Below are 11,468 nucleotides of genomic sequence, written 5' to 3'. Positions count from 1 at the left end.
AAAAAACACGCTCTTGCCTGACAAAATTCATAACCGGATCTTGCTTCTAAATCAAGCTGATTATTGAGTAACAGAACAATCAATAGCGTAGAAATACGCCAAACAATTTCCAGAGAAGGACCCGTTTAAACAGGTAATGATACCAGCTGGTAAAGAAATACTTGAACTATACAGAGGACAACTGAAGAGGAGAAACCGGCCGCCAGAGTTCGGGCCGGTTTGTCTATATTTAAATCATGAAGTGATCTTTTCTGAATAATGTACAAGTTGATCCAGCTTTTCCTTGGCTGCGCCGGAATCTATGAGTTCGCGTGCCATGGCAACACCATCATTCAGGTTTTTTACCTTGCCTGCGACCATCAGGGCCGCCCCGCCGTTGAGCAGAACCATATCGAGTTTTGCCCCTGCAACACCTCCCAGGACATCACGCACTTGCTCAGCCGCCTCCTGGGGGGTAGATCCACCCCGGATGTCTTCTAGAGCTGCCCGCTGCAACCCGACCTCTTCCGGTGTAATAGTATAATTTGTCACTTTTCCATTACTGCCATCAGCAATGTATGACTTCCCGGTGAGAGTCAATTCATCCAGATTACCTTCTCCCCAGACCACAAGCGTCCTTTTCATGCCAAGACGGACCAGCACCTCTGCCATGACGGTTGTCAGTTCCTTTGCAAAAACACCGGTGAGCTGGACATTGGCCCCGGCCGGGTTGGTCATGGGTCCCAGAATATTAAAAATTGAACGGATACCAATCTCGCGTCTGGGCCCGATGGCATATTTCATTGCCCCGTGGAGCATCGGTGCAAAAAGAAAACCGATCCCGACAGTCTGCACGCAGTCTGAAATCTGCTCAGCAGACAGGGAAAGATTAACCCCCAGGGCTTCAAGGACATCAGCACTGCCGCAATTTGATGAGATGGCCCGATTGCCGTGTTTTGCAACTGGTATTTCTGCAGCAGCGACCACAAAAGCGGTGGTTGTGGAAACATTGAAGGTTCCGGAACCGTCACCTCCGGTCCCGACAATGTCCATTAAAATCTCACCATTTGACAGATCCACACCGGAGTCGACAAAAGTTGCCTTGGCCCGCATCACCTTGACCGCCCCCACAATTTCCTCTATTGTCTCTCCTTTCATGCGCAGGGCTGTTATAAAGGCCCCAATCTGCGCGGGAGTGGCGCTGCCTTCCATGATTTCCGTCATGGCGATAACCATTTCCTCTTCCTTCAGATCCTGCCTGCCAACCACCCTGTCAATCGCTTTTCTGATATCCATATTATATTTTGACATTTTTTTCTTTTTTTTATTTTTGTGCAGAATTATACATTTCCGGATAATTTCTGCTCATGAAATTCCTCAGCAGGCTTACACCGTCCGGTGTCATTATTGATTCGGGATGAAACTGCACTCCCTCCAGCAGCATTTCCCGGTGCCTGATGCCCATCAGTTCTCCTTCATCCGTCCTGCAGGTCACCTCAAAACAGTCGGGCAGATCACTCTCCTCCACAATAAGAGAATGGTAACGCATTCCTTCAAAGGGATTGGGCAGGCCTGTAAAAACCCCTTTACCGTCATGATACATTGGGCTGGTTTTTCCATGCATTATCCTCCTGGCCCTGACAACCGTACCACCAAAAGCCTCCCCCATGGACTGATGACCAAGACAAACCCCGAGAACCGGAATTTTTCCGGCAAAATAACGGATAGCCTCCATGGAAATCCCAGCCTCTTTTGGCGTACACGGCCCAGGGGAGACCAATATCCGTGCCGGTTGCAGCTGTTCAATTTCCTCTACCGTGATCCGGTCATTGCGAAAAACCCGAATGTCTTCCGCGCGCCCTTCCTGAAATCCATTTACCGCGACTGTCTGGACGATGTTATAGGTGAACGAATCATAATTATCTATAATAACAAGCATTTTAAAAACCCTTCTCGGCAAGTTCCACTGCGCGACGCAGCCCCAGCGATTTATTGATTGTCTCCTCAAACTCTTTTTCCGGATCAGAATCAGCAACGATTCCCGCTCCTGCCTGAACCCATAGATCTTTTCCGCGCATGACAAAAGTCCTGATGGTAATACAGAAATCCATATTCCCGGTGAAACCAAAATAGCCGACTGACCCGGCATAGGCACCACGTTTTTCCGGCTCCAGTTCATCGATGATCTGCATGGCCCGAATTTTCGGGGCACCGCTCACTGTTCCCGCCGGAAAACAAGCTGTCATCACATCAAACTGATCTCTTCCTTCCGCGATTTTACCATGGATGCCGGAAACAATGTGCATCACATGGCTGTAACGCTCAATCACCAGCAGATCCTGCACCTCCACCTGCCCCCCTTCCGCAACCCTGCCCACATCATTACGACCGAGATCCACAAGCATCAGGTGCTCGGCTGTCTCCTTGGGATCGGCAAGCAGCTCTTTTTCCAGGACCGCATCCTCTTCAAGATTCTCACCCCTCGGCCGTGTACCGGCAATGGGTCGCAGCTCTATATTATTCCCCTCTTTTCTCACAAGAATCTCCGGGGAAGAACCGATCTGAATGATATCGTCAAGCTGCAGGTAAAAAAGATATGGACTGGGATTGATATGCCTCAAGGCCCGGTAAAGAACAAGGGGAGATAATTCCGTTGTGGTATGAAACCGTTGGGAAAGAACTACCTGAATAATATCGCCCGCCCGAATATATTCCTTTGCCCGTTCCACCATCCGGCAGAACTGCTCCTTTTCCATATTTGGTTTGAAAACATGGGAAGTTGATAGTCCTTTACTGCTTTGTTGAGAAAATGCTGACGGCACAGGTTTATGGATCACATCTATCACTCCGCGCAGGCTCTCGCAGGCTTCCCGGTAAAGCAGCTCAACCCTTTCTTCGTCACTCCAGATCCAGCGAACAACTGTTACCGTCTGTTTCAGATTATCGTAAACGAGCACAGTTCCCGGGATTATAAAAGCGGAATCCGGCAGATCCAGAGAAGAGCGCTCATCTGGAAGGTCCTCCATGAAACGGACCATATCATATCCCAAAAACCCAACCGCACCTCCACAGAACCGGGGCAGCATTTCATATTCCGGTACAGCCAGATCATCAATCAGCTCCTTTAACGCCGCCACGGGATTCCCTCTGAAGCTCCTTTCGTCACAAATCCCATCCTTGATTCTACTGATATTGATATCGTCTCCGCTGGAAGAAAAGAGAACCAGAGGATCAAAACCGATAAAGGAGAACCTTCCCCATTTTTCTCCCCCCTCCATGCTTTCAAAAAGGAAAATATGTCGATGATCCGCAACAACCTTGGCAAAAAGCGTCAGAGGCGTATCCAGGTCGGCCACAATCCTGGTGCAGACCGGCACCAGTTTCGAGGTGGTCATTGCCGACCTGACTTCGGATATTCCTGGATAAAAATTTTTATAATCCATTTCCATAACTACCTACTCACCGGGCTTATATATGTTTTTTTATTTACGAACAAAAGTCAGCCTGACAAGGCAGACGCATCCCCAAACTGACTGAGTTTCATGGGTGATCAGATATGATTTTATTACCACTGCACCGTAATCGCCTCTTTTCACTTTCCTGCCCTCGCCTTTTTCCTCACCATCAGGAGGGAAATCCGGCCACATGTTTCTATGCATAAGAACAGACAATAAACTATTTTTCAGAAAATGAATCCTTTTTCTTTATTTCAGTGAGGAAAAAATTAAGGAATGAAAAAAATAAAAAACAAAAAAGGCCATGAAATCAATGATTCCATGGCCTTTTTTAATGAAAAGTAAAAACAGGTTAAGCAGTCATCTGGTTTACCCGTTTTGTCAAACGTGAAATTTTTCGCGATGCGGTTTTCTTATGAATGGTACCCTTGGAAGCGGTCTTTGCAATTACCGGGATCGCCTGCTTGAGGGCCTCGCGGGCTTCATCGGCTGAACCGGCAACTACAGCCTCATCAATTTTGCGAATTGCAGTTTTCATCCTGCTCCTGTTGCTCTTGTTGCGCAAACGACGAACCTGGGATTGACGATTTCTTTTTTCAGCAGATTTATGATTAGCCACGAATTTACTCCTTATATTTTGAACTCATATCCTTTCGATATAATATGTCTATCTATAGACCCCACTACCGAAGGCCGTTCCGTTACAGTCGAATCTTCATTGCGTATTGTTGTTGATGCATGCCTTTATCAACAAATCAACCGGAACATGCAGACGCTTTTCATACCGGTTTGAAATCAATTTCGCAAGAAAAAAATTTATAATGCAGAAAAAAGATAAAGTCAACCTATATTGTATTTCACATCGATCCTGTGAGGAATTAAGTTTCCCTGGGTTACAAAATTCTTGCAGTATCAGGGGCTGAAAAAGATTCCCGGTCATTTGACACAGCCTGTTACGATAAGCTATCCTTTTATAGAAATCTGATCACCTGTTCAGGAATAAACCGGCATGTAACTCCTCACAGGAATAGCAACTCGATGATGATATAGCTTCTGAACTGTGTATGGCACCATCACAAAAAACGAATGAAAATCCCAACTGAGGAAGCACAACCCTCAACCGCGGATTTTCATATAAATATAAAGGCATTTTATGGGTTTTCCCAAGGTAATATTCAGGATCGTCGAAAATCGCAGGTGTCCCCTGTATAAATTTGATGATTCCTTCGAGCTCACAGGAATCGCAATTCCTCTCACCAACAACTCTGAAAACAGCTTTATCACAACCTCCATCGTCAAGTATCCTCCAGACAAGAAGGTCTGCAAGATTCTCAATGGAGACCTTGGAAAAATCCTTGTCCAGTACGAACGTGGAGACAAGATCCCGTTCTGCATGATCAGCTGCAGCGGCTGTACCGGTTCCATCAGACTGGAACACAGCAGGAAAGAAAAACTGTTCAACCATACTGACACCTATTCCAATGAACTGGCGTCCATGATCCATGTATTGAGCGATTTCGCCTTTTTCAAAAATATTGACGATAAACACCTGGATACGGTTCTCAGTTTTTTCAGGCTCAACAGTTACGACACCAGTGAAATCGTCATCCGCAAAGGTGATCCGGGGGGACGGTTTTATATTATTGTTTCAGGAAGTGTCAACGTCCTGAACGATGCCGGAATCATTATATCAACCCTTGACAAGGGTGATGTCTTCGGAGAAATGAGCCTGATCTGCAATGACAATATCAACGCCACAATCCAGGTGAAGGAACCGACGAAAATCCTCTATATTGACCAGCCGAACTTCAATAAAATTCTCGATTATTATCCGGCGATCCAGCTTTATTTTTCCCGGTTGATGGCCCAGAGGCTGAACCGCTCCAACAAGGTTCGCGCCGAAGATCTTGCCTCCGGCATGATCGGTAATCTCACAGAGATTCCACCCGAGGCTCTCTTTCAGACACTCAATATGAACAACAAAACCGGTATCCTCACCATTAACGAGCTGGCCGGCGGCACCGCCAGGTTCTCTTTCAGACAGGGATCCCTCATCAAAGCCAAATATGGCAAATATGAAGGTGACTTGGCTTTCTATCAGATTCTAAAGGAAAAATCAGGACGATTCAGGTTCACTCCCGGTATTCCGCCGGAAGATTTCAGCACCCCGGAAATCGGTTTTTTCATGAAACTGCTGATGGAGGGTATGCGCAGACTGGACGAGGGAAGGGAAAAGCGCACTAACTGATCTTTTCAGGGTGGTCTTCAGTCGAGCCTGCCGAAATAATTGAAGGTAGAGAGTCTGGAGTAGCGGCCGCTTCCCGCCAACCTTTCCTTCAGTTCCTGCTGCTCTTTTTTATTGAATCTTCCGCCACAGGTATCCACCACCACATAGTCAAGCCCCAACTCTTTCAGTTCGCCGAGCCATGGCAGCAGGGAAAACGGCTTTTGCGGGAATGTCTGACTGAAACCCTCTTTTTTTCTGATAACAAAAGGCTCTTTCCTGGGGCTGACCAGCGGTTTCTCTGCCTGAGACTGCTTTACAGTCAGGCGCGAAGTATAGAGGGCCGGTGCACCGTACACCGTTAATCCCAGGGAGAGATGGACGTTTTTCTCACCGAGCCATTCCCGTTTTCGCAACTCCCTGTAACCAGCTACAGCTTCAGACAGGGATGATTTATCCATTTCTATTGCCAGCTGCACCCCGTCAAAACCGATTTCTTCAGCAAAGAAGAGAGCCCGGTTATTCATCAGATTGAGTGTGTAATCAGCAAAAAGCCGAACCTTCTCGTTTTTAAACAGACTGAGCTGACTGCTGTGCCCGAGCTGAAAGCTTCTGAACCCGGAACGGACGAGCAGTCTGATCTGCTTTTTTACCCTCGCCAGATCGTTTTCCATGACAAGGGGCGGCAGGGCCCAGATGACCTTTTTTGCCCCTCTGCCCAGGTATCGTTTGACCATTCCAGCCTGGGAAATCAGTGACTTTTCAAAACAGAGCAGAAGGCGATCAGGAGAAAACGGCAGTCTGTACTGGACAGATTTAATGGAATCAGTCTTGAGCCACCATTCCAGAGGCACCTGTCCGGCAGAGCGCCCGGCAGAAAACCTTCGCTGCCCGGACTGCACCTGTTTTCCCCCTTCCGGCGCACAGGATTCCCTCGAAATGACAGTAACATTTCCCTTTATCCTCCCAGAAATATAGGCCAGGTTTTCTGCCGCTTTTACCGGATCAAGTCCTGCTCCCAGTCGTTTCGTCACCCCACCGTCAACCCTGTAAACATCTACATGTTTTATCTGAAAATCCGCAGCCGAAGATTGCACCGCCGCAGTCGGGACTTTCATTGGGTTTTTATGGCCGGGCCGTAGAATCCGACCATGCCTATTTATAAATCTTTCTGCAACTTTTTCCGGCACTGCCAGAGAAACCCTTTCTCCTGCCTTCGCTTCTTTTTTTTCTTCTCCTGCAACAAAGAGTTTTTTCAGGCGAAAGGCGATACGCTCACCGGAAGGCTCAAAATGGAGACGGACCCGGTCCCCGGCAGCCAGCGCGCTTTTCAGGACAAAGCGACAAATGGACTCATCACCTGCTTTTTTAATCGTGGAAAACCGACCTAGATGTGTGCCCATATTGCCGGAATGAAAAGGAGTTATTGCCCCGGCGGGCTGGGGAGAAAAGAAATATCCCGAACTCGTCTTTCTGCTCATGGCCTCCCGGGCCAGTCTCACCGCCTCAGTCAGTGCCTTTTCCATATCCACGGGACCGGCATCCAGCACCAGCCGATAGGCCCGAACAATATGATCAACATAACGGGCGGAACGCAGCCGACCTTCGATCTTGAAAGAAACAACCCCCGCTTTTTTCAAAGGTTCCAGGGCCTCGAACCCCGCCAGATCATTCATTGAAAAGAGATACCCTCCCTTCCCGCTTTTTGCACTCCCTCGGCTGGACGATATGGTGTACGACCTGCGGCAGGGTTGAACACAGCGCCCCCGTAACCCGCTTTTCCCCCCAAGGTAAGAGGAAAAGAGACAGAGCCCCGAATAGGAAAAACACATGGCACCATGAACAAAAACCTCCAGTTCCATTCCGGGACAACGTTCACCTATTGTGGCAATCTCTTTTAAGGTCAACTCACGGGCAAGCACGACCCGCCTGAAACCGAGCTGGAACAGAAAATTCACACTGTCGGAATTATGGGCCGTCATCAGGGTTGAAGCGTGGAGGGCAAGGTCAGGAAAATAATGGCTGACGAGATGGACAATCCCGGGATCCTGGACAATGAGGCCATCCGGTTCCAGTTCTTCAAGAAGGGCAAGGCTGTTTATGACAGCAGGCAGTTCACGTTCAAGAACAAGGCTGTTTGCCGCTATATAGAGCTTTTTTCCCCGCCTGCGGCAGTAAGAAATCATTGCCGCTATTTCTTCCAGCCGTAATTCTCTTGCCAGATTTCGCGCATTAAATCCGGGCGCCCCCACGTAGACGGCATCCGCTCCCGCATCCATGGCGGCAAGAAAATTCTCTTCGTTTCCGGCGGGTGCCAGAAGTTCGATCCGGGCCATCAGCTTTCAACGGATACTTCGCAGAAAGTACCGGCCTCCGCGAAGGAGACCTGAATTCTCTCCCTGTTTCTGACACTGACGCACATACCTGTATAATCGGGCTGGATGGGCAGTTCCCGACCGCCCCGATCCACCAGTACGGCAAGTTGAACACTGTTGGGACGACCGAAATCCATAATGGCGTCCATGGCGGCACGAATGGTACGACCTGTGAAAATCACATCATCGACCAGAATAATATCGGCATTATCCACATCAAAGCTGATATCAGTAGTCTTAACCACTGGATTCTGGCTCATCAGGCTCCAGTCATCCCGGTAAAGATTAATGTCCAGCGTACCGAAGCTGACCGTTACTTTGCGCTGTTTTTCAATAAAATCATGGAGTCGACGGGCCAGGTTCACACCGCAGGTATGGATGCCGACAAGGGCCGGTGATGTGCAGTTGTGATTCCTTTCCAGAATCTGCAGACCAATCCGCTGAACGGCCAGATCAATGTCTTTTTCCGTCAGTATTGTTTTTTTCCTGATTTCTTTTTCAGAACTCACCATAACTCCTCACAGGGGTAACAACTATATGATTTTATTACCTCTGAAATGTAATTGCTCACCTGGCCACCCTGTCCCAGAAGAAATCAATGCCCATCTCATCCACCCTGTTTATCGCCTCCGGAAAGGCCTCACATTCTGCTGCAAAAACGGTAGTGGCGATGGTGTCAATATCATCATCATAGCCGAGTTCAACCGTTTTCTGGAGGATGATTGGTCCCTCGTCATAATTTTCATCGGCAAAGTGAACCGTGCAGCCGCTTACCGTGCACCCCCTTGCCTTCACAGCCCTGTGAACGATATTGCCGTAATAACCGTCACCGCAAAAGGAAGGGATAAGGGAGGGATGAATATTGATTACAGCCCGTTTCAGCTTTTCCGGCGGCCTGTACAGTTTCAGGTATCCGGCCAGGCAGATAATATCAATTTCATATTGGGCAAGAATCCTGTTGATCTCATCATTATCCGCCGCATGAAAGGCCGGATAACCGTAATTGACTGCCTTCTGCAGACCAAGAACATCCTTCACATTGGATAAGACCACCTGAATTTCACCAGCCAGGCTTCCCTCCTGAATGCGGTTGTGAAAATTGTCGAGTGTCCGCCCGCTGCCCGAAAGCAGAACCGCCATTTTCTGCATAATTATTCTCCGGAAAAGAAACTGTTACTCTCAACATCCACCTTGTCAAGCCACTCTGAAATGGCCGTATCATATCTGGAGGTAAGCGCAAAGACTTTGGCCGCAAGCATGAATCTTGTCTTCAATGTTGTATTGCCGCTCTCTTTAATCTCCTGCAACACCAGGGAATAATCCGAAGGATCAACAATGACTGTGACATCATTGAAATTCTTGGCAGCCGCCCGCAGCATGGTGGGACCGCCAATGTCAATATTTTCGATGGCATCAGCCAGGCTGCAGTTCGGATCAGCCACTGTTTTTTCAAATGCATAGAGATTCACGGCGATAATATCAATATTTTTAATCCCGTGCTCAGCACATTGTTTCCGATGTTCGCCGTTTTCCCGCTGGTTGAGAATACCGCCATGCACCAGGGGGTGAAGAGTTTTTACCCGCCCGTCGAGCATTTCGGGAAAACCTGTGAACTCGGAAACATCCATGACAGCCAGCCCACTGTCCCGCAATTTTTTTGCTGTTCCTCCCGTGGAGAGCAGTTCAATGCCCAATTCAGCGAGTTCGGCTGCAAAACCCTCAATTCCTGATTTGTCCGTGAGGCTGATCAGGGCCCTTTCTATTTTTTTCATATTCTTCTCCATTGTGAGTCCGGAACCTATCCTTTTCTGACAAACTCCTTGATTTTCCTGCGATCACGCTTGCCGGGCTTTTTCGATGGTGAAGAAAAGCCGGCATGAAACATTCGCCGCATTTCCCTTTTTTCCTCCCGCGCCTTGATACTCTCCTCATATTCCTCATAGAGCAGACGGGCCTCGGCTGCAGGTCGCCTGTAGAGAGAGAGGCCAAGGACCTTCACCCTGAATTCCATTTCACCGCGGGTAATAAAAAGATCGTCCCCGATCTTCACAGCCCTGGCGGCCTTGGTTCTGGCTCCATTCAAATGGACCCTGCCACCGTTCACGGCTTTAGCGGCAAGTGAGCGTGTTTTAAAAAACCTGGCTGCCCAGAGCCACTTGTCCAGTCTGACCGTATCCGGTTGAGATTTTTTCATTGGATTGAAGAAAAATGAAGATTTTTTTTTGATTCCCGGAGACTGCAAAAATACACATATTTGATGAAAAATAAAAGCCTGTTGTCGAAGATGATGAAAAAGGGTACTAATCACCAGGAACGGAACAACGTTTTTTAACACAGTGCCGTACCGGCATCTGCAACAGACTACCTGAATCCTTGAGTATTTAATGAATTTATATTAACTTTTCATGTTGTTACCTGAAAATATTCACGAAACCGTCACGAATTCAGGGACTATATACTGGGACAGCGATATGCACATTCAAACTGTCGGTTTAAAAGATATAAAAACCCCCGTACGGGTAAAAGAAAAAAGCGGGAACCTGCAAAATACAATCGCGACGATCTGTATGCAGGCCCGGCTCGAAGAGGAACAGACGGAAAACTGTGTGGAAACTTTCCTGTCTATCCTGAATGAATCCATTGGAGAAATCTCTGTCACCAGTTTTTCATCCATTCTTTCAGAAGTAAAGGAAAAGCTCCAGGCAAAAAGTGTGCGCCTGGAAATGTCATTCCCCTATTTTATAAAGAAAAAAGCCCCCATAAGCAATACCCACAGCCTGATGGAATACAGCTGCACTTTCTCCGGGGGTATCGGAGATGACGAAGGCTTTATTTTAAGTGTCTCCGTTCCTGTCACCACACTCTGTCCCTGTTCAAAGGAAATCAGCAAGGACGGTGCCCATAACCAGCGGGCCGAAATTACCCTCAATGTGAAATTCAATAATTTCATCTGGGCCGAAGACCTGATAACAATGGTTGAAGAATCCGCCTCATGTGAATTGTACGCACTTTTGAAAAGACCGGATGAAAAATATGTGACGGAAAAAGCCTTTAACAACCCCATGTTCGTGGAAGACGTTGTCAGAAAAGTTGCTGTCTCCGCCCTGGAAAACCCGAAAATCACCTGGTTTTCAGCCGGTGTTGAAAGTTTTGAATCCATTCACAAACACAGCGCCTATGCCTATGTTGACAGTGACGAGGTCCGCTGAAAAACCAGGCTTACTGAAAACTGGAAAATCGAGAAAATCGCTTTCTTGAAGAAGCAGTTTCTTTTTCTCCATCGAGCATATTTCGAAGTATCCGGTATTCATTTTCTGCTTTTTTAAGTTTATTCTGCAATGTTTCCTGCTCATCGGCAGACGCTTTTTCCAAAGTTCTCCTGGTCTCATGCACCACTCTGTGGGCACGATACAATTCCAGCGCAAGTGCCTTAAT

11 protein-coding genes and 1 pseudogene are annotated in these 11,468 nt (G+C 47.8%); 2 read left to right on the top strand and 10 right to left on the bottom strand.

The window, feature by feature from the left end:
• Positions 1-234 precede the first annotated feature (234 nt).
• The 4 genes from trpD to rpsT all read right to left on the bottom strand — a co-directional run bounded on the left by trpD (position 235) and on the right by rpsT (position 4,053).
• Positions 235-1,290: an anthranilate phosphoribosyltransferase gene (gene trpD, locus ACXLDX_RS07100; protein ID WP_457576495.1), complete on the bottom strand. Its 1,056-nt coding sequence runs from the start codon at positions 1,288-1,290 to the stop codon at positions 235-237.
• Positions 1,291-1,303: 13 nt separating this feature from the next.
• On the bottom strand, positions 1,304-1,918 hold the full coding sequence (locus ACXLDX_RS07095) for an anthranilate synthase component II (RefSeq protein ID WP_457576494.1): 615 nt from the start codon (positions 1,916-1,918) through the stop codon (positions 1,304-1,306).
• A 1-nt stretch (position 1,919) separates the two neighbouring features.
• Positions 1,920-3,428 (bottom strand): anthranilate synthase component I, encoded by a 1,509-nt coding sequence (gene trpE, locus ACXLDX_RS07090; protein WP_457576493.1) that lies wholly within the window; start codon positions 3,426-3,428, stop codon positions 1,920-1,922.
• Between the two features lie 358 nt (positions 3,429-3,786).
• Entirely contained in the window at positions 3,787-4,053 is a 267-nt protein-coding gene (rpsT, locus tag ACXLDX_RS07085; RefSeq protein ID WP_228856444.1) for a 30S ribosomal protein S20, read from the bottom strand.
• A 534-nt stretch (positions 4,054-4,587) separates the two neighbouring features.
• Here rpsT and ACXLDX_RS07080 point away from each other — a divergent pair.
• Positions 4,588-5,682 carry a cyclic nucleotide-binding domain-containing protein gene (locus ACXLDX_RS07080; RefSeq protein WP_457576492.1) on the top strand — a complete coding sequence of 365 codons (1,095 nt, stop codon included), beginning with the start codon at positions 4,588-4,590 and terminating at the stop codon, positions 5,680-5,682.
• Between the two features lie 17 nt (positions 5,683-5,699).
• Here ACXLDX_RS07080 and ACXLDX_RS07075 read toward each other — a convergent pair whose 3' ends face one another.
• From ACXLDX_RS07075 to ACXLDX_RS07055, 5 genes and pseudogenes are all read right to left on the bottom strand, one after another.
• On the bottom strand, positions 5,700-7,994 hold the full coding sequence (locus ACXLDX_RS07075; protein WP_457576491.1) for a peptidase U32 family protein: 2,295 nt from the start codon (positions 7,992-7,994) through the stop codon (positions 5,700-5,702).
• Positions 7,994-8,545 carry a bifunctional pyr operon transcriptional regulator/uracil phosphoribosyltransferase PyrR gene (gene pyrR / locus ACXLDX_RS07070; protein WP_457576490.1) on the bottom strand — a complete coding sequence of 184 codons (552 nt, stop codon included), beginning with the start codon at positions 8,543-8,545 and terminating at the stop codon, positions 7,994-7,996. Before pyrR ends, ACXLDX_RS07075 begins: the two co-directional genes overlap by 1 nt.
• Positions 8,546-8,600: 55 nt before the next feature.
• A complete protein-coding gene (locus ACXLDX_RS07065) occupies positions 8,601-9,182 on the bottom strand; it encodes a formyltransferase family protein (RefSeq protein ID WP_457576489.1) in 582 nt (193 codons plus the stop codon).
• 47 nt (positions 9,183-9,229) lie between these two features.
• Positions 9,230-9,805: pseudogene (locus tag ACXLDX_RS07060) on the bottom strand (IMP cyclohydrolase); the annotation flags it as partial.
• 26 nt (positions 9,806-9,831) lie between these two features.
• Positions 9,832-10,227: an RNA-binding S4 domain-containing protein gene (locus tag ACXLDX_RS07055; RefSeq protein WP_457576488.1), complete on the bottom strand. Its 396-nt coding sequence runs from the start codon at positions 10,225-10,227 to the stop codon at positions 9,832-9,834.
• Positions 10,228-10,504: 277 nt separating this feature from the next.
• Between ACXLDX_RS07055 and folE2 the strand changes: the two genes are divergently transcribed.
• Positions 10,505-11,242, top strand: a complete 738-nt coding sequence (folE2, locus tag ACXLDX_RS07050; protein WP_457576487.1) for a GTP cyclohydrolase FolE2 — start codon at positions 10,505-10,507, stop codon at positions 11,240-11,242.
• 10 nt (positions 11,243-11,252) lie between these two features.
• On the opposite strand, the gene ACXLDX_RS07045 is transcribed toward folE2, so the two are convergent.
• Positions 11,253-11,468 (bottom strand): hypothetical protein (locus ACXLDX_RS07045; RefSeq protein ID WP_457576486.1); only part of this gene is annotated, 216 nt, incomplete at its 5' end.

The sequence above is a fragment of the Desulfomarina sp. genome, assembly GCF_054039375.1.
The sequence above is the reverse complement of the archived record's forward strand: the minus strand, read 5'-3'. Positions and strand labels throughout refer to the sequence as shown.

Excerpts from the sequence above, each read along its gene's own strand:
- trpE (WP_457576493.1), bottom strand. The coding sequence starts at position 3,428 with ATGGAAATGGATTATAAAAATTTTTATCCAGGAATATCCGAAGTCAGG.
- ACXLDX_RS07075 (WP_457576491.1), bottom strand. The coding sequence starts at position 7,994 with ATGGCCCGGATCGAACTTCTGGCACCCGCCGGAAACGAAGAGAATTTT.
- pyrR (WP_457576490.1), bottom strand. The coding sequence starts at position 8,545 with ATGGTGAGTTCTGAAAAAGAAATCAGGAAAAAAACAATACTGACGGAA.
- folE2 (WP_457576487.1), top strand. The coding sequence starts at position 10,505 with ATGCACATTCAAACTGTCGGTTTAAAAGATATAAAAACCCCCGTACGG.
- ACXLDX_RS07065 (WP_457576489.1), bottom strand. The coding sequence starts at position 9,182 with ATGCAGAAAATGGCGGTTCTGCTTTCGGGCAGCGGGCGGACACTCGAC.
- ACXLDX_RS07080 (WP_457576492.1), top strand. The coding sequence starts at position 4,588 with ATGGGTTTTCCCAAGGTAATATTCAGGATCGTCGAAAATCGCAGGTGT.
- trpD (WP_457576495.1), bottom strand. The coding sequence starts at position 1,290 with ATGTCAAAATATAATATGGATATCAGAAAAGCGATTGACAGGGTGGTT.
- ACXLDX_RS07095 (WP_457576494.1), bottom strand. The coding sequence starts at position 1,918 with ATGCTTGTTATTATAGATAATTATGATTCGTTCACCTATAACATCGTC.
- ACXLDX_RS07055 (WP_457576488.1), bottom strand. The coding sequence starts at position 10,227 with ATGAAAAAATCTCAACCGGATACGGTCAGACTGGACAAGTGGCTCTGG.